Here is a 21,498-nt window from a genome sequence, read left to right as displayed (position 1 = left end):
TTCTATTTGCAGTCTGCCGGTCGTCGCAACCAAGGCACCCAAAGTGACTCGAAAGTATCGAAAACATGAGCGAATTGATCATCAGCGTTAGCGGTCTGCGTGGAATCGTTGGCGAAACCTTGACTCCCGAAGTCGCGATGCGGTTCGTCGCCGCTTTCGCCAGCAAATTGCCTGACGGCCCGATCATCGTCGGCCGCGACGGGCGTAATACCGGGCCGATGCTTAGCCGCGCGATCATCGCGGCACTTTCGGCGTGTGGGCGCGACTGTATTGATGTCGACGTTGCGGCGACGCCAACGATCGGAGTTTTGGTGCGACAACGGGGGGCCGCCGGTGCCGTACAGATCTCGGCCAGCCACAATCCACCGCCTTACAATGGGATCAAGTTGTTTGGTTCGACCGGACGAGTGCTCGATGCGGTCACCGGGGCGGCGATTCGTGATGCCTACTTTGCTGGCGAAGCAGATTACAAACCGTTCAACCAGATTGGCCGGATCTCAGAAGAATCCGATCCGCACGAACCTCATCTTTGCGCGGTTCTAGAGACCGTCGATACGCTGGCGATCCGAGCAGCCGGCCATCGAGTGCTGATCGACAGCAATCACGGTGCGGGCAGTCTGCTGGGCGTGCGGTTGTTGAAAGCACTCGGTTGCCAAATCGTCGCAGTCGGTGACACGCCCGATGGCAAGTTCTCGCACGAGCCCGAGCCGACGGCCGCCAATTTGACTGCGATTGCCAAGCGAGTGCGTGACGAGAAATGCGTCGTTGGGTTCTGCCAAGATCCGGATGCAGACCGATTGGCGCTGGTTGACGCGGACGGGCGGTACGTGGGCGAAGAGTACACGTTGGCGCTATGTGTGTTGCGAGCGATGTCGGACGAGGCGACTCGGGGGCCGATCGTGATCAATGGAGCCACCAGCGGGATGAGCGAACGGATCGCTCGCGACGCGGGTGTCGAATCCTATCGAAGTTCGGTTGGCGAAGCGAACGTCGCCGACATGATGATCGACAAGAAAGCAGCGTACGGCGGCGAGGGCAACGGCGGTCCGATTGACCCGCGAGTCGGTTATGTCCGCGACAGCTTTGTCGGGATGGCGCAAATCTTGGATTTGATGACCGCGACGGGCAAATCGGTCGCGACGCTTGCCGATGGACTGCCCAAGCTGCACATCCACAAAGACAAAGCGACGGTTTCGGCCGATCGACTGCCCGACTTGTTCAAGAAACTGACCGATCAATACCCGGACGCGAAAGTGCAAACCGGGGACGGGCTGCGGCTTGCTTGGGACGACAAGTGGTTATTGGTCCGCGGCAGCAATACCGAGCCGATCGTCCGGTTCATCGCCGAAGCGGAATCGCAGGCCGAGGCCGAGGGCATGTGTGCGGCGGCAAAGCTACTCGCCTAGCCACCACCCCCAAGCCACCAGCCACCAGCCACCACCACGGCGTCACCACCACGTTTCACCCGCCAAGGCGAGTCGCTGCTTTGCAATTCGCTCGAGAATCCGAGCGATAACACATTGCGGTTCGCTGGGAACCTATACAATGGGGGGGTGCACAGGTCCAAGAGATGCGATGACAAAGTGTCGTCTGTTTGAGTGGTCAGCTTTGGGCCTGCTATACTCAATGCCTTCAACATTGTGGCATTTCAGGCCAGGGGCTTTGCCCGTATGCCTTTAATTATTTATTGTTTCGAACGTTGGCCTGGCGGTTGCCCATGAATTCGATCACTGATCTCCTGTCGAAAAGCACGAAGGGTGAATCGGGTAAAACCGACCAGCTCTTCACGTTGATGTACGAAGATCTTTGTCGTTTGGCGGGGCGTTTTTTGCAAAATGAGCCTCTGCGGAATCGATTGAGTTCGTCATCGTTGGTCCACCAAGCGTACGTTCGAATGGTCGACCAATCGCGGATCAATTGGCAGGGCAAGACGCACTTCTTTGCGATCGGTGCGACTGTGATGCGACGGATTCTGGTCGATCATGCTCGCAAGGTTCGTTCACTAAAACGCGGTGGTGGCTGGGAACGGCGCCAACTGACCGACGATGTCACTTTCAAGCTGAGCGACGACGACGACGTGGTTGCGTTGGACGATTTGTTGAAAACACTCGCCGAACTGAATCCTCGGCAAGCCAAGATCGTCGAACTGCGGTTCTTCGGCGGCATGACGATGCGAGAGATCGCAACCGAAATGAATTTGGGTCTCCGCACGGTCGAGAAAGAATGGGCAATGTCGCGGGCTTGGATGCGTCGTGAATTGCGGAGCGAAGACTTTTCGGACGACGCTGCTTCCGACGAAGCTGTTGACGAACAAGCTGGCGTGATCGAAACCGAAGAAGGCTCAGGTGCGATATCACCTGGAGACGTTTGACGAATGGATGCGGCTCGGTATGCCAGAATTCGAGATCTGTTTCTGGCCGCGGAAGAATTGCCTGCCGACCAGCAGCAGAAATTCGTGCGTTCGCATTGCAATGGTGATGATTCGCTGTTCGACGAAGTGATGTCGTTGTTGGCCGAACATGATGCCGAGTTTGCCAAGATCGAAGGCGAATCGGCAACGCCGGTGTCAGCGCCGATCTCGAGTCCCACCCAGATCGGCAGCGCGTTTGGTGAGATCACAAAGACCGGCCCTGCAGGTTCTGATTTAACGCGCGAAACCGACCCTGGTACGAAAAGTGGGCCTGGCACCAAAAGCGGACCTGTTTCCAAACGAAGCGGCGATACGACGCGACGCGGTGATTCACAGAATCAGACTCGCCGCGGTGAGATCGAGGCATTGCCGGGGCGCGGTCGTTCGGGCGGATCGGCAGCGGTCACCCGACACGGCGCCAACCGGACTCACGCTTCGCCACGCGTCAAACAAGAAGAACGCCGAAAGCACCAATCGACCAGCAATCAGATTTGGGCCCGGCGGACTCGCAACAGTCGCCGCCGGAACTCGGGTTGGTTGTGGTTGGCGGCGTTATTGCCAACTGCCTTGATTGGTTGGTGGACTTACCGCGAAGTCGAGTCGATGATCGAGCAATCGATTCGAACCGAACTGCGAGGCGTGATCAACAGCGTCGCGATTTCGGCGGATCGTTTCCTTGGCGATAAAGCCACGTTGGTGGAATCGTGGTCTCGCGAGCCGAACCTTCGTGCTGCTGTGATTGAACTGAACGAACTTGCTGAAACCGGTCAATCGATCGACGAACTTCGCAGTTCGAAACAGATTGGCAGAATCCATCAGCAGCTCAAGCAGCTATCGGGCGTCGAAGACGTCAAGTTCATCGTTTGGAATGACTCGTTTCGCACTCTGGCCAGCTGGTCCGAGGATCGCGCCGACATCGGAAAACCCGTGCATCCGTCCGGTGCCGCCAATTTGGCGCGAGTGATGGCGGGCGAAACGGTCATCTATGGCCCCGAGCGACCGGCTGCGGATTTGCCCGGCTTTGATCCCAGTGCGGAACAGCCAGTGATGGCTGTGATCGTTCCGATTCACGACAGCGATGGACGCATCATCGCGTCATTGATGGTGCGTGGGATTGGTATTTACGAAGCGTTCAACGCCGTTTTTTCCGACGTCATCGAAGTCGGTCAACTGGACGCATTTGCTATCAATCGTGATGGCGTCATGCTCAACGCAAGTGGTCGGGCGCTCGGTTTGGCGACGCGGGGGTTGTTGGACGTTGGGCCGAATGACATCGCCGCGAATTTGCGAGTCAGCGATCCGGGATACTTGTTGTCCCGAACAAACCAGGGAGCGTTTCAGCGCCAATTTCGGCCAGTCACGGTCGCGGTTGCTGGTGCGGTTGGAATCCGGCCTGATATCCAAACTGCACCCTACTCGACTTACTATGGCGGATCGGTCGTCGGCGCTTGGCGTTGGCTGGACAAATGGAACATGGGCGTGATTGTCGAACAGGAAGCTGACCAAGCGTTCGCGCCGGTGCGAGTGGTTCGGTTTGCCTTTTTGCTGCTGGGCAGCCTGTTGTCACTGACTGCGTTTTTGGCCGCAACCAAACTCGCTCGCACATCGACGGCCGAACATGCGGCAAATCATCCTCTTTCGCGCTACGATATCCAGGAACAATTGGGCAGCGGCGGGATGGGAGTCGTCTTCAAAGCGGTCCACAAACAACTGGGGCGTGACGCGGCATTGAAAGTATTGCGAGGTGACAGGCACTCGGCCGAAGACGGATTGCGGTTTGACCGCGAAGCCCGTTTGGCGGCCAGCCTTAGCAATCCGCACAGCGTCCAAATTTACGACTACGGCCGCAGCGAAGAAGGCGAAGCGTATTGCGTGATGGAGTTCCTGAGAGGGCTGACGCTAAATGAAGTGGTCGCCCGCAGCGGCTATCAGGCGATCGGCCGAATGTTGACGGTCATGCGTCAGGTCTGCGATGCGCTCGCCGAAGCACACTCGATGAATCTGTTGCACCGCGACATCAAGCCGCAAAATATCATGTTGTCGCTCGACCCATCGGTTGGCGATTGGGCGGTGGTGTTCGACTATGGATTGGCCAAGCCCCTTGAACCCGATGCGGGCGTCTATCAAACCAGCGAGACGATTTGGGCCGGCACACCGATGTACATGGCGCCCGAACGATTCCGGCAACCCGGTGTGATGGATCCGCGCAGCGATATCTATTCGGTCGGCTGCGTCGCATACTATTTATTGTCAGGACGACCGCCGTTCATTGAATCGGATCCGGAATCGCTGTTTGCGTTGATCTTGTCCGAGCATCCGATCGGGATTGCAATTCACCGCGGCGAAGAAGTGCCGAAAGAGATTTCAGAACTGGTTTTCCGCTGCATGTCAAAACGTCCGGAAGATCGGTTCGGAACGATTGGCGAACTGTGCCAAGTCATCGACCAGTTGCGAATGAAGTATCCCTGGTCGATCGACGAAGCAAAAGTGTGGTGGGGTCACCACGGCGGCAATTGAGAAACGCGTGTGTTCGATCACAGCGATTTCCGTTAGCGAAAGTTATTCGCTGTGAAGTTATCCGCCTATTTAGGCTGCCTTGCGGTCTTGGTGGATGCGTCGGCTGACCGCTTCGATGCGCTCGCGTGGGATTGCATGCGGACCGACCTCGGTCGTTCGGCAGTCTGTGTACCACTGGCGTTGCTGAACTGCTTCCAAGATTCGGTTTGCAATCGTGACTGCTCGTGCGCCTGCTACGCCATCCACTGTTGGTGCGATTCCGGTTTGAATGCTGATGACAAAGTCATGCAGTTCGTCAAGGATCGCGTTTCGTGGTTCAAGTTCCAGCGTTTCGCACTGCAGTTTGCCACTGAACAGGGTGGCCGAGTATCCGAGCGGATTCTCGGTTTCCATCGACAGATCAAACGATCGGTTGACCACCGACTCGCAGGGGCGAACGACCGATAATGACGGAGCACCGAAGTCGATTTCGGCAAACCCATTGGCGCCAAACACCTGCATGCTGCGCGCTGGCGTTGGGCTGATCCGTGACGCCTTCAGGTTTGCGACCAGTCCGCACTCAAACTCCAATCGTGTTTCGACCAAGTCGTCATGATTGCTGATCACGGCCATTCCGGACGCGCTAACGGATTTCAGCGGAGCGTTTGTCATCGACAAAACCAAGTCGATGTCATGGATCATCAAGTCCATCACCACGCCCACATCCAGACAACGTCCTGGAAAACTAGACGCACGGACGGCTTCGACGTACTTGACGTCAACCGCAAGATCACCGAGTGCGGTGAACGCAGGGTTGAATCGTTCAACATGGCCGACTTGCAACGTGACTTGACGTTTGGCGGCCAGAGCGGCGAGTCGGTCAGCATCTGTGGACTCGATCGTGACTGGCTTTTCGACCATCACGTGCTTGCCAGCCGAGATCAGCGTGCCAGCGATTTCGGCGTGAAGATCGGTCGGCGCTGCGATGATGGCTGCGTCGATGTTCGGAATCAGATCGCGATAGTCAGCGAACGTCGGAACCGAAAACAGCTCGGCTGCGTTGGTTCGTGCCGATTCAAAAGGGTCGCTGACGCCGACCAGAGATGCGCCGTCGACTTGGCCGATCAGCTTGCTGTGGATTCGTCCCAAGTGACCGGCGCCGATGACGGCGATGCGTAGCTTGCTCACGCTGCTTTCTTTCGTTGTTGTCGGCCGCGGCCGTGTTTGCCGGTTCCGGCAATGTCAATGAAGTCGAAAAACTGTTTCATCACTGGGCGGATGGGGCCCGATTCCATGATCTGTTTGCGAGTCGCTTCGACGCCGATTCGGGATCGGTACATCATGCGATAGATCCGCGATAGAACTTCGATGTCTTCGGCGGGATAGTCGTGTCGTTTCAGTCCGACGCTATTGACCGCGCGTGGCTTGGCCGGTTGGCCGTCGACGATCATGAAGGGTGGGACATCGTGCAAGACGCGGCTCATCGCGCTGACGAAACTCATCTGTCCGATTGATGCAAAGTGGTTCACCCCGACTCCGCCGGCGATCGTCACGTCATTGAACACATGAACGTGTCCGCCCAGCATGCCGTTGTTGGCAATCACAATCCGATCGCCCAACTTGCAATCGTGTGCGACGTGAACGTTGGTCATCAAATAGTTGTTGTCGCCAACGCGAGTGATGCCGTCTTCCTTTTCAGTCGCGCGGTTGACGGTGCAATGTTCGCGGAAGGTGTTTCCGTCGCCGATCTCGACACACGTTGGTGTTTCGCGATATCCGGTGTCTTGGGGATGAGTGCCGATCACACAGCCGCTAAAGAAGTGGTTCTCTTCGCCGATTCGTGTGTTGCCGCTGATGACGCAGTGCGAATCGATGATGGTGTCATCACCAATCGTGACGTCGGGACCGATCACACAGAAATGGCCAATGCGAACGTTGTTCCCCAGTTTGGCACGGGGGTCAACGACGGCGGTTTGCGCGATCATGCTGCTCATGTGGATTCCTGCAATCGACGCGGGTGTCGGTCTTTGGTGTCTCGAAGAGTCACTGGTTTACAAAAACCAGCGAGGCAGTCACTAGGCTGCTTCTCGACTCTCGATGGTGTTGGGGTTATAGGGATTGTTTCGGTCGTTTGTACTGAACGCATCAGTGATTTGACCAGACTGATTTGTTGCTCGGGATTGACTGACGGATTCACAACTGGCGAGCTTGGCTAGCTGCATTGCCATTCGTCCGTTCAGGTTGTGCCCGCCACGAAACGAGGTGAATCGACCGATCAATTCAAGACCCGAAAGTGCTAGGTCGCCAATCAAATCAAGTGTTTTGTGGCGTGCGCATTCGTTGGTGTATCGGAACGCGTTGTCGATCGGGCCGGCGGGGCCGACGACGACAAGATCTTGGTTGGTCACGTGCGAAGCCATTCCGCTTGCCCGGATCTGTTCGGCTTGGGCGGACGTGACAAAGGTACGAGCCGACGCGATTTCGCGAATGAATCGATCGGGCGTCAGCTCGACGCTGAACGCTTGTGGGGCGATCGGCGTCTCGTCGTCAAAGCTAAGTTGGTACTCAAAGTACGATTCGCCATTTTTCGCTGGCATCGCTTCTAGCCAGCCACCGGCTGAACCCACACGATAGCGATCGCGGATGATCAGTTGACGGCGCGGCTGTGCTTGAATGACCAATCCAGCGTGTGAAAGGGCTTCGACAAACGCAAGACTACTGCCATCGAGAGCCGGTAGTTCTTCCGCGTTGATTTCGACAAACGCATTGTCGATTTCAAGAGCAGCAAGGGCTGCGATCAGGTGTTCGACCATCTGGAAACGGGCTTCGCCGCAGACCAAGTTGGTCCGCAGGTTGGCGTCTTCGCGATGGTGGACCGATGCGACACAACGAGGTGCAGATGCTAGATCCGTGCGGATCATGCAGATGCCGGTTCCCATTGGCGCCGGGTGAACAGTCACAATGACTGCTTTGCCGGACCAGTAGCCGCGTCCGTGTATTTCGCACGTGACGGCGGTCGTGTGTTCATTGCGTGGTCGATGCACGCGACGGCCCTCCTTGGACGAGTTAGCCCGCCATCCTTGGCGAGCGTTCTACTTTCGATCGTAGGCCAGGTCGTTTCCTGGCTTTTCGTGCGACGGCAACCCATTTGCCTGGACAAGTCCTGGACAAGTCCTGTCCGTGTGCTGGACGAGTCCTGGCTGATGGGTGTCGACGGAACTAGCGAGTTGCGGCAGGCTTGCCGGCGACGCTGAACTTGTCCAAGTACTGCATCACGCCCTTGGTCATGTCCAAATCATCGTCGTGATAAACGATGTTTTTCATGACGCCACGGATGACCGACTGGCCTTCTTCCAAGTCCATGTTTTCGCTGTTGTAACGCAAGACCAAGTTGATCTTGTAGTGGTTGGCCAGGAACTTGACGCCGTCGGCAATGCGAGTGTAGTTCTCGAAATAGATTCGAGCTTCCGCATCGGCGAGTTCTTTTTTCTTGCGAGCCATGTCCAAACGCAGCTTCGACTCGAGGCTAGCGACACGCTCTTCTTGCTGCGAATACTCGGGCGAACCCGGTTTGAATGCCTTGATTTGCTCGGCCGCAGCCTTCAGCTCGTCTTGGCGCTTTTGCATCTCGCCACCGAAGGCCTTCAGCTCATTTTCAACCGCAGCAACTTGATCCTTGATGCCAGGGTGATTTTTGAAGATGTACGCAACGTCGACCACGGCAACGCGGTGTCCTGCGTCTTGGGCGGATGCCATTTGAGGGGCCATCGCAGCCAGGAATCCTAAAGCCATAGCAATGGCTGCTTTACCAAAAAATCGCACGTCCGCTCTCCTTGCGTGTGTGGTGCGTACTGAAACTGACGTTCTCTGTTTTGCTCGATTCCACGCAAAGGTTTCCGTCACCCGCGCCGAGTCATCAACGTCAGCCGATCTTGAAATTCGAAGATCGATCTCGGCGATTGTGTCACCAGTTCTTGTGGGCGTAAAGGCGAGTTTTTCGCTCACCAGCCCTGAATCGTTTTTTTTCGGCTTTTTCTTTTTGTCGTTTCGTTTAGCCGGTCACTCGTTAGCCGTCGGGACGAGCTTGCAGTTTTGGCTTGACCGTAAACCGACGGCTTTCACGGGCGACTTCAATGCTGACCTCGTCCCCAGGTGATTGGTTGCGAAGCAGCGCTAAGACGTCCGAAGTCTGAGCGATCGGTTTGCCGGACATCGAAATCAATCGATCGCCAACACGAATTCCACTGGTTTCTGCTGGTCCGCCTGGCGTCAGGCCCGTAATTGCGACTTGGTCGCTGCGAATCGAAAGAGTAACGCCCAGGAATGCCGTCATTTGACGACGAATTTGGACATCTCTTCCGGTTGCCGCATAAGTGGGGCGCTGGCGACGAACGGCTAGCTCGAACGCAGAGTTAGAAGTTATATCGGTTATCCGGGTCATGCCACCGAACTCGATTTTGTCAAAATCGTCAGAAGGTCGGTGATAATCGTTGTGCAAGCCTGTAAAGAAAAACAAAACTGGAACGCCGACTTCGCAAAACGATTGGTGATCGCTCGGTCCGTACCCCGACGGAACTTTGAACAAATCAAACTTGGTTTCGCGGTTGGCTTGTTCGACGATCCCGTCCATCGCCTCCGATGTGCCCGTTCCATAAACCGTCAACTCGTTGTCTCGCAGTCGTCCGACCATGTCCAAGTTGATCATGGCGACGGTCGATTCGATCGGAAATCGCGGATACCGCACATAGTGCAGACTGCCGAGCAACCCGCGTTCTTCGCCCGTAAACCCGATGAACACAATCCGTCGGTGCGACGCCACATCTTTCAAGCGTCGAACCATTTGGTCGGCCGTCGCTAACATTGTCGCGGTGCCGGATGCGTTGTCATCGGCGCCGTTGTGAATCGCGACCGTTCCCGGTGCCAGCGATCCGATGCCGCCCATGCCGACGTGGTCAAAGTGAGCGCCCACCACGACCGTTTCATTGGCAAGTTCGCCGCGTCCGGGCAGCACACCGATTACGTTGGGCGATTCGCGAAGCGACTCTTTCAAATCAACGCCAAGCGTCGCCGACACATTCGCCAACACTTGGCTGTCGGGACGCAGCGTCGCGTCGATCGACGATTCAATTTGAGCGAGTGACTTGCCTTTGCTGCGTTTTAGGATCGCGTCGATGATGTCGCGAGCAACCGAGGCCACTGGAATAGCAGTCACCGGGTCGCCCGGGATCACTTCGGGGCGATCGCCGGCCTCGGAGATCGACATGACGCCGCGCCGGGCTCGATTTTGCTCGACTTCCATCGATCCGATCATCGCTTCGATGCCGGCCGCTTTTTCGCTGAGCGTTTCGCGGTTATTGACGGCGCCCTCTGGCAGTGCAGCGATTTGCTCATCAATCGCAACCTTGCGTTTGCGTTCAGCGTCGATGCGATTGGATTGTTCTTGGACGCCAATTTCGATGCTTGCTGGATCGTTGACGAAGATGACGGCGCTGGCTCCGTGGCGAATCGCGTTCTTGATCTTGGTGTTGAAAAACGCGTGGCGTGTATGCCGCGTGCCGTCGAACCGGCTGTTCGGATCAGCCGATTGAGGTTCCTTGCGGATCACGACGACGATCGCACCTTGGGCGTTGATGCCGGCGTAATCGTCGTAGCCGAGCTTTGGTGCTGTGATCCCATATCCGACGAAGACCAGCGGGCCAGTCAATTGGCCGCGAGTCGAGCCGACGGCAAGCGGCATCAAATCATTGCCAAGTTCGGCGATGATTCGTTCTTGTTCGTTGGCAAAGCGGACCACCAGTCGGTTGCTTTCCGCCGGACCAGCCTCAGCACCCAAGCGAATCGAGACCGGTTGGAACGGTTTGCCATCGAACGATGTCGTGTCCAAGCCGATTTGCGACATTCGTTTGGCGACATAGTCGGCGGCCAACAAAATCGTTTCGTCGGCCACGCTGCGTCCACGCAGCGGCTCGCTGGCCAGATAGGCAACGTCCTCGCGTAAGTGTTTTAGCTGCGTCGCGGCGATCGTTTCAGATGGCGTTTCGGCCGGTGATTCAGCGATCGCCGGACAGCAAAGCAGGCAAACGAGCAGCAACGTTGTCGACGTCTCGCGACTGATAGGCAACGTGAACTCAGGCAAATGGGCTCGCGAGAAAATTCCGTTCAATTCATCCATCCTACAAACGCGAGCGACTGTGTGTTCAACGGATGTAAGGATAGAGAATTCAGGCAAGCGTTTACAGAGGACAGGCGTATTTGCGATGGCCTCTCACTCGCTGGCTTCTCGCGCCACCAGAAAACTTCGCTCGCCGCGAGTCACGTAGATCGCTTCCTCCGACAGCCGCTTGCAGAGAGTGACCAGGAACTCGATCAACTGATCAAAGTCCGTTTCGTTAGCAAACGAGACTTCGAATCGTTCCATCACGTCATGCACCAACACGCCAGCGGGATCGACCCAGAATCCTTTGACCGGCGTTGGCGTTTGCGTGTACGCCCGGTAATGGTGCATCAAGAATTCGTGGATCGACGAACGAGCGGTGTGGTTGTCGTCGTAGAACCGCGAGTCGTCGAGTTTGTGCGACGGAACGTAGAAGCTGGTGACCTTTCCCAGCGGCATTAAGTGTTTTGAATCGCTCATTCTAAGATTCTAGCGATGCTTTGACTTGATCATCTGGCTGATCGCTTTGAATTCTGGCCGAGCTGCGGTACCGCACCACTGAAACAGCACGGACTCGGCCGACACGATCGTCGCGCCACATTCGGCCATCTGTTCGATCGCCGTTTCGTGTTCGCGGCCGCCGCGAGCTGCGACGGCTTCGGCGACAACGTAAACACGCATGCCTTCGGCCAACAAATCGAGCACCGTTTGCAGCACGCAAATGTGAGTCTCGATGCCGACCACGACAATCTGGTCACGTCCAGCACTGGCCCAGGCATCCAGCGCACCGCGGCAAACGGCGGCGCTGAAGTCGAGTTTTTCTTCGGGCGGCGGCAATCGATCCGCCAGTTCACGAACCAGCCCACCGAGTCCCTTGGGATACTGGACCGTCGCGGCCGTCGGAATGTCCAACAGTTCGGTTGCGTCGATCAACCTCAACGTTTCGGCAATCACGTTGTCCGCCGATCGAATCGCCGGAACCAACTTCTCTTGGATGTCGATGACCAGCAAGCCGGATCGGTCGGCGGCCAGCAGGTTGGCTGAACGAACGTGAGGCATCGTTATTCGCCCGACTTTTTCTTTGGCTTGGCGGCTGGCTTGTCCGCCGACTTGGACTTACTGTCCGATTTGGATTCAGACTTCGAGTCGCTCTTTGTCTCGCTCTTCGAATCGGCCGCGGCCGCTTTCTTGTAACCTTCGCTGCGGTAGTCGGTTTGATAGAAGCCGCTGCCTTTGAACACAATTGCCGCCCCAGTGCCGAATAACCGTTTGAGCTTCAGCTTTTTGCACTCGGGACACTTTTTCATCACCGGGTCATTGATGCCTTGAAAAACTTCCATCGCGTGACCGCACGCGTCGCATTCGTAATCGTAGGTGGGCATAAAGGCTCGAGTCCGCAAAGGTGAATTCTCAAAAACGCCAGTATTCTCCGGCATTACGCAAGATTACCCCGGCCCCGGCCGACTGCCTAGTAACCCAGCACTGCGACCTACGCCAGGCAAACTCCAGCGGGGTTTTGCAAACCGGTTTGGCCTAACTCCTATGCGGAGAAGATCAACGCGTGGAAAATCGCAGAAGATTGAATTGAACGTCGTGGGCGTTCTGGCTTGCGATTGAAGAAGAAATGCGGATGAGAGGACTTGAACCTCCACGCCCTTGCGGGCACAAGAACCTGAATCTTGCGCGTCTGCCAATTTCGCCACATCCGCATGTGGAATCGGTGCCTTGTCGGACACCGCGAGGACAAAGAATATCGGCTGACCGTTTCGCTGGCAAGCGGCGTTGGTTGCGAAAGGAATGGGGCGTTCGGCTGGCATCAACGCCGGAATGTTCAGCGCGGTTCTTGAGCCCGCCGTTGGCTTCAGTCAGACTGATACGCTCGGCGAAACTCTCGATGGCCAAATTAAGGTGCCCGTCCGATGCGACTTCATTGTTTAGGGACCGTTGGATATCACCCCAATCGTGCTCGTCACACGTCGTGCTATTTCTTGCCGGAATCAGGCATCGTGCTTGATGCGGGCAGCGGAGCGTTTCGGTTGGGCGAGTTGGTCGAAACCGATCACCTGGACATTCTGATCAGCCACGCCCACCTGGACCACACCTTCGGGCTGACGTTTTTGTTGGACGTGCTTTATCAAGTTGAAAAACGCCGCGGCCGACCGCTCGAGAAACTCAGGATTCACGGCGAAGCAAATAAGTTGGCAGCGATCCAGTCGCATGTATTCAACGAGCTGATCTTTCCCGTTGCCTTGGACGCCGATTGGATCGCGATCGACGATCGGCCGACCTTCTCGATCGGTGAAGTCGACGTTGCCTGGCGAGCACAGGATCACCCCGGTGGTTCAGTCGCCTATCGACTCGATTGGAAACCACTGGGCAAACGCCCAGCCAAACGTTTGGTTTACGCAACTGACACGACGGGCGACACGACCGCCCAGCACTCTGAGTGGTCGGCCGGTGCCGACGTGCTGATGCACGAGTGTTATTTTCGTGACGCGGCAGCCGATTGGGCCGTCAAGACAGGTCACAGCTATGCCGGTCGCGTGGCGGAAGTAGCCTCGCTGTCGCGACCAAAGCACCTGTTGCTAACGCACATCAACCCGATCGAAGAGGCCGAGGATGCGGTCGGGATGGAATCGATACGCAAAAAAGTTGCTTGCACCGTGACGCTGGCGACGGACGAGATGACGTTAGATTTTTAGTCCAGCGTCTGTCTCACTCGTGTTCGAACATCACGCAGATTGCTGACGGCGCGACAACGATCGATTGGTTGTAGGTCAATTCACCCGTTGAACCGTCAACATTGAATGACGCCAAAGTGTGTGAATCCTGTCCCGCGGCTAGCAACCAGTTTCCGGTTGGGTCCAAGTTGATGTTTCGCGGTGTGACGGCGCGAGCGTTTTCGACTTCGATGACCGACAACTGCCCCGACGACTGGTTGACTCGGAAAACCGTGACCGTGTCGTGACCGCGGTTGGCGGCAAAGACAAACTGGCCCGACGGGTGAACGCGAATTTCCGAACAACTCTTGAACTTCTCTTTCGCCAACAGTTGTTTCGAAACCGTCGGGATCGTTTGCTTGGGAGTCATCGTGCCGGTTTCGGCGTTGTAGTCGAACACCGTCACGCTAAGCGACAATTCGTTCAGCACGAAAACGAACTTTCCGGACGGGTGGAACTTCATGTGCCGAGGCCCGCCGCCGGACGGGACTTTGCCGTATCCGTGCGGCGTGAGCGTTGCATTTTCGAGGTCGACCTTGTAGATGACCACTTTGTCCAGGCCAAGGTCCGGCACAAACGCGAATCGATTGTCTGGCGAGAACCCGGTCCAGTGAGCGTGCGACGCGTCTTGACGACCGGGCACTACGCCGGATCCGCCTTCGTGTTTGATCAGGGCGGTACGTTCTTTTAGCGATCCGTCTTCGTTCAACGAAAACGCCGCCACGCTGCCGCCACCGTACTGGGCGGTCAGTAACATTTTGCCGGTCGGGTCGACCGAGACGTGTGCCGCACCGCCATCGCCGATTTCAAGCGAGTTGATCAGCGACAGTTTCTCGCCGTCGATCGTGTAAGCAGCAACGACTTGTTTGCCTTCGAGACCGCCAACGGCGTAAACCACCTTTTCGCTCGGGTGCATCGCCAGGAAACCAGGACCACTCATTTCGGCCGCAAGCGTCGGATTGGTCAACTTGCCTGTGTGAGTGTTCAGCATGCAGTGGTAGACGCCCTTCGACTGTGGGCTCGACCCGGTGCCGATCCAGACGTCGACGTTTACTTTTTCCGAAGCGTTGTCGGCAGCGGTCGTGGATGGTTGGGACATGATGAATGCCAGGATGCAGCAGGTGACGAAGCAGAAACGCATGATCAGGTAGGCTCGCAGTTAGGTGTGGGCGGGCCTTGATCATCGTCGAGCAACGCGGACGATGCAAGCGTCCGGCAGGCGGGCGGCAGGTTTGCCCCGCGATCGCCATTTACGCCAAAGGCGTACCCCAGCGATCGATACGCGGTTCGTCGCGTTACTGCGGCAGTTCGATTCGATCGATCTGCGTGAACTTGCCGATTTCCATGTTCGCGCCGCCAATCATCAGCAGTTCCCTTTCGTTGGTCGGCAGCATGCGATGGAAGAATCGTGCTGGGTCACTTTTGGCGACGGTGGTCCACGATTGCTCGTCGCCAGCGAGCTGGTGTACGAATCCGTCCATCGTGCTGACGTACAGTCGGCCGCCGGTGGCGAACGATGCCGAACCGAAACCAGACATGCCGCTGCCAGGAAGCGATGGGCCGGCGATCCACGAGTTGCTGCTGGGGTCATAGACGTTGACCTCGGTGGTTGGTTTTCCGTCGGAGTTCATGCCGCCGATCACAAACAGCTTGCCATCGTGAGCCGCAACGCTCATCGCGCGCCGCTGCAGCGGTGGGGTGGCGATTGGTTGCCAAGTGGCGGACGCATCGGCGAGGTCGAGTGACCAAGCTGTTTTGCGCCACTGGCTGTCGTCGCTTTCGCCGCTGAGTTGCCAGCCGCCGAAGACGTAGACCGTATCGCCCAGGACCGCAGCATCGAGCGACGATCGTGGTTCCGGCAGCGATGGCAGATCTGTCCAAGCGTTGGTCGCGGAGTCGTAGGCGGCTACGTCATCTTGCGATTGCAGGTTGTGATCTTCGCCCGCCGCGTTGACGGCTGTGAATCCGCCGATGCGAATCATGCGGCCTGCATGTGCCACCAGTGCCAGGCCTTGCAGGGCTGGTCCGCTGGGCAGCGGTTGCCAACTGCCGTTTTCGCCTTTGGTCGTGTCCAAGCACCAACCGCGATTGGACTGTTCGTCGATCGAATACGAATGAGCGCTGCCGGTATGGCCGCCGTAAATGTAAACCTTGCCATCCGCGATCGCGGCACCGAAGCTGGTCAGAGGCTCGGGAAGTTCGGGTAAGTTGGTCGGCACGATTGACACTCCGCTGTTCGTGTCCAGCTTAGGAAGGTTGCTGTTTCGTTTTGACTCGGGCTTCGGTGTCGCTTCGCCTGAGCTTTTTGCTTTATCACTTGCGATACGGAACGTGGCCGTTAAATAGTCGGTCGTGCTGGTGTAGGCGACGCCATCAAGCAAGCCTTTCGCATCGTCGTCGGTCAGCCCAACGACGATCGCGTTGAGGCCCGGTTCCACGGCCGATTTTTTGAACGTCACGATTCCTGCGATGTCGGTCTTGGCCGACGCTTCTTCGTGGCCTTCTTCGCAGTAAAGTTTCACTTCGACGTCTTTGGCAGGCTTGCCGTCGCGAAGGATCGTGACACTGGCGCCACCGGATGGCAATGCGGCAATGATCGATTGCAGCGGTGCGTCCGGGCGAGGCTGGGATGGCCAGAGGCTTGAATCGGTTTGCGGCAAGTGCTCGACGTGGTACGTCAACTTGGTGCCGTGGTACAGGCCGTAAGTGACCACGCCGGAAACTTCGTCCGCCGAATTAACGGGGGCCTGGCTGCGGATGCCACGCAGCGAATCCGTTTCGACTGGCTGTGTGTCGACGGCCAACTTGGCTGTGGTCAGTTCGATCGCCGCGACTTTTTCGGGCATGGGGTAAGTGCGATCGGCCGGTGATTCACCGAACCACATCACGGCGTGACCTTGGTCGTCGGTGGCCAGCCACGGCATGTGGGCAGCGGCGGTGTGGGAGAAAGTCGTGCAGGTGATCGCGAGCAATGCGATCCGGTAGATCGGTAAAGGTTTCATGGTTTCTTTCAGGATTGAATGGGTGGGTGCGATAGTCGCATTGTCGGGCTATAGGAACTCAACTTCAAATTTCAGCGAGTTCGAGTGATCTGGTTTTAGTTCGCAAACCAGTTGGCTGTTGGCGTCAAACGCCGGGTCAATCATGGTGTCGGCGGGCGGCAGCAGCGCGGCCTGTTCGGCGGGCAGTCCTTTGCACAATTCACGCGGAATCATCGCAACGCGTACGCGGTAGGTTCCGCCGTGCAGGTCGGCGGTTGCTGGTACACTGAATTTGCCGCCGAAAACCGGAACGGAGGCGTTTGGGCCAGTCGTGCCGGACATCGGTTCCAGTGTTATGACGGCTCCCGATAGTGGTTTGCCGCGGACACTTAGAATTCCATTGGCCGTAACGGTTGACTCGTGGCCGCTACTGCAGCCGACCAGGCTAACCAGGCAAACAATCAGCAGCATTAGGCTTATGACGCGAATGTTTACCATGGTTCTTGGTCGATCACTTCGCCGTCGTTACGTGCGGTCAAACGCTGCAGGGTGACAGCGTCGACTGATTCCGTCAGGAAACGTACGCTGCCGTCACTGAGTACGAACTGTACGCCGGCGGCATGAGGGCCGCGAAATGATTCGTACGAAGGAATGTCGAACAGCGAAATTTCTTTTGCATTGAACTTGCCAAACGTCGAAGCGGCCGAGTGATACGGATAGCTGATGGCCCACTTGCCCGCGCTCTCGCCTCCGGAACCCGGATACGGGAACGGCAAGGACGATGTTTCGCGAACCTGAACGCCAAATTCACCGACCATCAGTGTGTTGGTCGTTCCGTCGGCGTTAGAGATGTCGTCCACGGTTACCCAGGGCAACCACGATACCGAGTCGGCCAGTCCAGCCGTTACTCGTTCGCCACGAAACACGTTCATCGAATCGACAATCGCACCGTTGTGGATTTGGTTGCGGTACTTTTTTGTGCCCGTCGAAAGTGCATAGCTGGAATAGCCGTCCGGCGTTCCACCGCTGTCGGGCAGCGACATGGATGGGCACCGATAAACTGGCGGCGTTCGTTTGGCGGTTGCTTCGTTTTGAGGCGACCAAGCATCGGCACTGATGTCGAATTGTTCGAACAGGTCCGCCTGTTCGACATAGGGCAGAATCGACACGAATGCCGTCAGGCCAGCGCGTTGCACGGGTTGTCGGGTGGTGCCGCTGACGCGAATGCCCATCGCGCTGGGCGGCAATCTTCGATTGACATCGTTGTAGTTGTGCATCGCCAACCCGATCTGTTTCAGATTGTTGCTGCACGACATTCGACGTGCGGCTTCGCGAGCCGCTTGCACGCCTGGCAGCAGCAAGCCAATCAGAATGCCAATGATCGCAATCACCACAAGCAGTTCGATCAACGTGAATGCGGTACGGGGATGTGATGAACGTCGAGTGGTTCGTTGACGTTTGCGACGCATGGCAAATCCGCCGGCGATTAAACCTAGGACTGCCAAGCTGCTCGGTTCGGGAACGGCCGACGGAGTGATGAACGACGTGTTTTGCGTGAACGTGTCGATGCGAAACTGATCGAGCGACATGCTGCTGGATTGAGCCGCGAAATCGAACCGGTATTCAGCTTGCGACGAATCCAAGTCCCAAAGAGCCAGATAGCTGACGCCTTCGCCGCCAAATGTGCCGCCGAGCGAAACTCGTTCTGTTTCGATCGCAAAGCTTGGTGCGATGGTGCCTTCGGTAAGCGCCGACGAGCTGAGCAAGATCGACGAATAATCGAGTTCCGAGCCGAGCGTTTCGAACTGAGCGACGATGCGAGTGAATCCGCCGCCGGTGGTTCCCGATCGAACAGTGGCGAAAGCGTCGGTGACGAAAGTCGAATCATCGCCGGGACCGAATAAGCCGCCGTATGCGTTTCCGCTGGACGCTAGAGATTGGTTTGAATCGAACGTCAGTAAGCTGGGTAATCCGGCGCCGGCGAAATTGCTGTCAGCCGATGGAGAAGTTCCCGCCGGTAGGAAACCGGGAGCCGATCCACCGGCGAATCCATCGAAGCGATCCCAAAACGCAAAACTGCTGTCGGTCGACGACGGCGACCAGCCGAACACTTCGCCGGTAATATCCGGCACTGATTCACCGGGGACATAGATAGCCGCGTTTGCGACCGAGGTGGGGATCAACCAGGCGAAACTAATCGCCAAAGGCACCCACAGAAAACGACACCACTGCATAGCACAGGCCTCTGCAAAACAAGTCACGAAAAACGCCCGATTCGTTGCCCAATGCAACTCGGTGCGATGCTTCTGTCTTGCTCGCTGGGTCAGATGGCGAACGTCGGTCGTAAAGCGGAGAAGTCTCGCTTCGCACCGGACGTCGCTTTGCCTGGCTTGCTACCTTGGAAGGCTGTTGAGAATGAGTCTCAACAAGCGGGATTCTAGTCTGGATCGCTCTGGCCGAAAAGCCCGTCGGGACCGAATTTCGGCAGAGGAAATTTCACGGGCACCTTTTCGTCCCGCAAATTACGGCGATATTTTTTTCGCAATGAATGTTGACAAAAATCGCTGGAGCCAGTTTCTTATTGAGAGCGGTTCGCAACAACGCGGCCAGGGCAACTTTTTCCAACCCTTTGACTGTTCCCATGTCATCCCAGCGCGACGCCAATCCGAACGAACCGACCGCGTCTGGAAAGGCGCCAGGGATAAAACCTGCGACACCTTCCGGAGCCGAAAATTCGGCTCGCAAGATCCTGCGTTTCAGCGACCTAGCACGCTGTGGCGACGAGGTTTGGATCGAGTACGAGAACAAGCTCTATCGCCTGCAAAGCACCCGCCAAGGCAAGCTGATTTTGACGAAGTGAAGGCCGCGTTTTAGGCTGCCCGTTGGTACACGACGCCTTTGATGTTGCGGCTGGTTTGGTCGATCGCGCCGGTTTTTCTTAGCACGTACGCGATCTGTTGGGCGTGCCATCTTGGGCGGTCGATTGCAGAGGCGAGTTCGGCCGTATTGAACGACGTGATGTCGTCGGGAAGATCCAGTAGCGACAGTAGGTCCGCTGGTTTTTTCAGTTCGATCACACTGGCGATTGATTCAAGTTTGACGTCGGCGACGGTGTAGTCTTTGTGCCAACTTCGTCGCCGTTTTTTGGTGCTCGGCACACGGTGTTCTTCGACGTGAATCAGCGGCACTTCGATGGTCAAGTTTGTGTGCGGGAACACTCGAGTGAAGTAGATCAGTTCGTCAAAAACGTTTAGCACGCTGCCGCGTTTCGGGCTCAGTCGTCGCGACTTGATCGGGCCATCACGCTTGGCCAACTTGATGATTCGAGTTCGGATGACGATGGGTTTGACGACGCGCAGAGTGTGTCGTTTCAGCAGGTCGCGGCACTTGTCGCGAATCGCGGAGAGCGACGCGCACTGGACTTCGATCAGTTCATCGCCGGAATTTCCACAGCGCCGGATCGCGTCGATGCGGTAGCTGCCCAAGACGACTTCGGTTTGCGAAGGATCGTCGGCGTAACCGAGTTTCAGTTGATGATGGAGCGTCGTTTCCATTTCTCAATCGTTTCCTCGTCGTGCGACGTTCATTTGGGGCAGATCGTTGTTCACGTTACTTCTTTACCAGCTTTGCGAATGCACTGGCAAGCTCGTCCCAGCGGTCCGGCGGGATCATCAGTGCTCGGTGGTCCAGCACCATTAGTCGCTCGCCGAGCATTTGTGACCGATCCAGCGGCACCGGTTTGCGGCATCGCCGCGTGCTGGTGCCGGCCAGCGACCTGAATCCAACGCCGATTGGCAAGCCGACTTGCCCGGCCTTGGCGATGATCGTTTCTCGCCGCTCAGTCGATTCGACAGTGAAGGCGACTTTGTAGAACGCCGATTTGTCTCGGTCGCCGCTTTCCCAGGTCCAGTTTGTTTGTTCAGGCAATACGTGGTCGCGAATGAAGACCGCCGTTTCGCTGCGACGCCCGTTCATTTCGTCCAGCCGATCGAGTTGCGGCAAGACCATCGCGGCGGCCAGCGGCGGCATCGCGAACGCGTCGCTGGGCCGATCGAGGATCGGATTCAGGCGAGCCGCTGACCGATCATCGCTAGCAAAGATGACTCCGCCGCTGCCACAGGTGATCAGTTTGCTGCCGCCGGTCGACCAGGTTCCGAAATGACCGATCGAGCCGGCGGCGCGACCTTCGATCTGCATCGCTCCGATCTGCATCCCCGCGACCTGACAAGCGTCCTCGATCAGGAACCAGCCGCGGTCTTCGCAGATACGTTTCAGTTCGACCACGTCGGCTGGCACGCCAAACAGGTGGGATGCGACGACGGCTTTGACCAAAGGGGACGCCGCTGCTTCGACGCTGGTAAGGTCCAGGCATGGTGTACCGCTGGCCACGTCCGCTAGCACTGGTTTTCCGCCGATCAGTTCGATGGCGCGGACATTGCCGGGGTAGTCGAAGGCCGCCGTGATGACTTCGTCGCCCGGTCCAACACCGGCGGCGCGCAACGCCAGTTCGACCGCCGCCGACCCGCTGCAGCAGGTTCGAGCGGTCGCGGAACCGGTCATTTGGGTCAGTCGAGACTGCAATTGAGTGACGGCGGCCGAGTCGTATCGTCCCCAGTCGCCTGAATTGACACAGTCGAACGCGGCTGCCGAGATCGAGGGCCACAGGGGCGGCCAGGCCGGAAGGTCAAGCATTATCGGTGAATCCTAACTCCCTTTGTTGTGCTGGGGTTGTGACGA

19 protein-coding genes and 1 tRNA gene are annotated in these 21,498 nt (G+C 57.2%); 5 read left to right on the top strand and 15 right to left on the bottom strand.

Annotated elements, in window-relative coordinates; all coding sequences use genetic code 11:
• The first annotated feature begins 65 nt into the window (after nt 1–65).
• From glmM to Poly59_RS21865, 3 genes are all read left to right on the top strand, one after another.
• Nucleotides 66–1,406, top strand: a complete 1,341-nt coding sequence (gene glmM, locus Poly59_RS21875) for a phosphoglucosamine mutase (RefSeq protein WP_146536254.1) — start codon at nt 66–68, stop codon at nt 1,404–1,406.
• A gap of 311 nt (nt 1,407–1,717) precedes the next feature.
• Nucleotides 1,718–2,371 (top strand): ECF-type sigma factor, encoded by a 654-nt coding sequence (locus Poly59_RS21870; RefSeq protein WP_146536253.1) that lies wholly within the window; start codon nt 1,718–1,720, stop codon nt 2,369–2,371.
• A 3-nt stretch (nt 2,372–2,374) separates the two neighbouring features.
• Nucleotides 2,375–4,927, top strand: a complete 2,553-nt coding sequence (locus Poly59_RS21865) for a serine/threonine protein kinase (protein ID WP_146536252.1) — start codon at nt 2,375–2,377, stop codon at nt 4,925–4,927.
• A gap of 69 nt (nt 4,928–4,996) precedes the next feature.
• Here Poly59_RS21865 and Poly59_RS21860 read toward each other — a convergent pair whose 3' ends face one another.
• The 9 genes from Poly59_RS21860 to Poly59_RS21820 form a co-directional block, all read right to left on the bottom strand.
• Nucleotides 4,997–6,094, bottom strand: coding sequence for a Gfo/Idh/MocA family oxidoreductase (locus tag Poly59_RS21860; RefSeq protein WP_146536251.1), 1,098 nt, complete (start codon nt 6,092–6,094; stop codon nt 4,997–4,999).
• Entirely contained in the window at nt 6,091–6,900 is an 810-nt protein-coding gene (lpxA, locus tag Poly59_RS21855; RefSeq protein ID WP_146536250.1) for an acyl-ACP--UDP-N-acetylglucosamine O-acyltransferase, read from the bottom strand. Before lpxA ends, Poly59_RS21860 begins: the two co-directional genes overlap by 4 nt.
• Before the next feature lie 81 nt (nt 6,901–6,981).
• Nucleotides 6,982–7,950 (bottom strand): UDP-3-O-acyl-N-acetylglucosamine deacetylase, encoded by a 969-nt coding sequence (locus tag Poly59_RS21850; RefSeq protein WP_146536249.1) that lies wholly within the window; start codon nt 7,948–7,950, stop codon nt 6,982–6,984.
• Between the two features lie 175 nt (nt 7,951–8,125).
• A complete protein-coding gene (locus tag Poly59_RS21845; protein ID WP_146536248.1) occupies nt 8,126–8,698 on the bottom strand; it encodes an OmpH family outer membrane protein in 573 nt (190 codons plus the stop codon).
• Nucleotides 8,699–8,972: 274 nt separating this feature from the next.
• Complete coding sequence (locus tag Poly59_RS21840) at nt 8,973–11,078, bottom strand: M28 family peptidase (protein ID WP_146536247.1); 2,106 nt, start codon at nt 11,076–11,078, stop codon at nt 8,973–8,975.
• 93 nt (nt 11,079–11,171) lie between these two features.
• A complete protein-coding gene (locus tag Poly59_RS21835; protein WP_146536246.1) occupies nt 11,172–11,540 on the bottom strand; it encodes a hypothetical protein in 369 nt (122 codons plus the stop codon).
• A 9-nt stretch (nt 11,541–11,549) separates the two neighbouring features.
• On the bottom strand, nt 11,550–12,119 hold the full coding sequence (locus tag Poly59_RS21830) for an isochorismatase family protein (protein ID WP_146536245.1): 570 nt from the start codon (nt 12,117–12,119) through the stop codon (nt 11,550–11,552).
• Nucleotides 12,120–12,121: 2 nt separating this feature from the next.
• On the bottom strand, nt 12,122–12,442 hold the full coding sequence (locus Poly59_RS21825; protein WP_146536244.1) for an FmdB family zinc ribbon protein: 321 nt from the start codon (nt 12,440–12,442) through the stop codon (nt 12,122–12,124).
• A 243-nt stretch (nt 12,443–12,685) separates the two neighbouring features.
• A tRNA-Leu gene (locus Poly59_RS21820) sits at nt 12,686–12,769 on the bottom strand.
• 210 nt (nt 12,770–12,979) lie between these two features.
• On the opposite strand from Poly59_RS21820, the gene Poly59_RS21815 reads away from it, so the two are divergent.
• The gene (locus tag Poly59_RS21815) at nt 12,980–13,762 is read left to right on the top strand and encodes an MBL fold metallo-hydrolase (protein ID WP_146536243.1); all 783 of its coding nucleotides are present in this window, start codon (nt 12,980–12,982) and stop codon (nt 13,760–13,762) included.
• Between the two features lie 13 nt (nt 13,763–13,775).
• Here the strand turns inward: Poly59_RS21815 and Poly59_RS21810 are convergent, their stop codons facing one another.
• The 4 genes from Poly59_RS21810 to Poly59_RS21795 form a co-directional block, all read right to left on the bottom strand.
• Nucleotides 13,776–14,879: a lactonase family protein gene (locus Poly59_RS21810; RefSeq protein WP_146536242.1), complete on the bottom strand. Its 1,104-nt coding sequence runs from the start codon at nt 14,877–14,879 to the stop codon at nt 13,776–13,778.
• A gap of 196 nt (nt 14,880–15,075) precedes the next feature.
• Nucleotides 15,076–16,782 carry a Kelch repeat-containing protein gene (locus Poly59_RS21805; protein WP_146536241.1) on the bottom strand — a complete coding sequence of 569 codons (1,707 nt, stop codon included), beginning with the start codon at nt 16,780–16,782 and terminating at the stop codon, nt 15,076–15,078.
• A 48-nt stretch (nt 16,783–16,830) separates the two neighbouring features.
• Complete coding sequence (locus Poly59_RS21800) at nt 16,831–17,259, bottom strand: hypothetical protein (RefSeq protein ID WP_146536240.1); 429 nt, start codon at nt 17,257–17,259, stop codon at nt 16,831–16,833.
• The gene (locus tag Poly59_RS21795) at nt 17,253–18,995 is read right to left on the bottom strand and encodes a DUF1559 domain-containing protein (RefSeq protein WP_186776441.1); all 1,743 of its coding nucleotides are present in this window, start codon (nt 18,993–18,995) and stop codon (nt 17,253–17,255) included. Before Poly59_RS21795 ends, Poly59_RS21800 begins: the two co-directional genes overlap by 7 nt.
• Before the next feature lie 407 nt (nt 18,996–19,402).
• On the opposite strand from Poly59_RS21795, the gene hemP reads away from it, so the two are divergent.
• A complete protein-coding gene (gene hemP / locus Poly59_RS21790) occupies nt 19,403–19,621 on the top strand; it encodes a hemin uptake protein HemP (RefSeq protein WP_146536238.1) in 219 nt (72 codons plus the stop codon).
• 10 nt (nt 19,622–19,631) lie between these two features.
• Here the strand turns inward: hemP and Poly59_RS21785 are convergent, their stop codons facing one another.
• Together Poly59_RS21785 and Poly59_RS21780 are read right to left on the bottom strand one after the other, a co-directional pair.
• On the bottom strand, nt 19,632–20,315 hold the full coding sequence (locus Poly59_RS21785; RefSeq protein ID WP_146536237.1) for a hypothetical protein: 684 nt from the start codon (nt 20,313–20,315) through the stop codon (nt 19,632–19,634).
• Between the two features lie 55 nt (nt 20,316–20,370).
• Entirely contained in the window at nt 20,371–21,453 is a 1,083-nt protein-coding gene (locus Poly59_RS21780; protein WP_146536236.1) for a DegT/DnrJ/EryC1/StrS family aminotransferase, read from the bottom strand.
• Between the last annotated feature and the right edge of the window lie 45 nt (nt 21,454–21,498).

It is taken from the genome of Rubripirellula reticaptiva, from assembly GCF_007860175.1.
Lineage (GTDB): Bacteria > Planctomycetota > Planctomycetia > Pirellulales > Pirellulaceae > Rubripirellula > Rubripirellula reticaptiva.
This window is presented reverse-complemented; position numbering and strand designations above follow the sequence as displayed.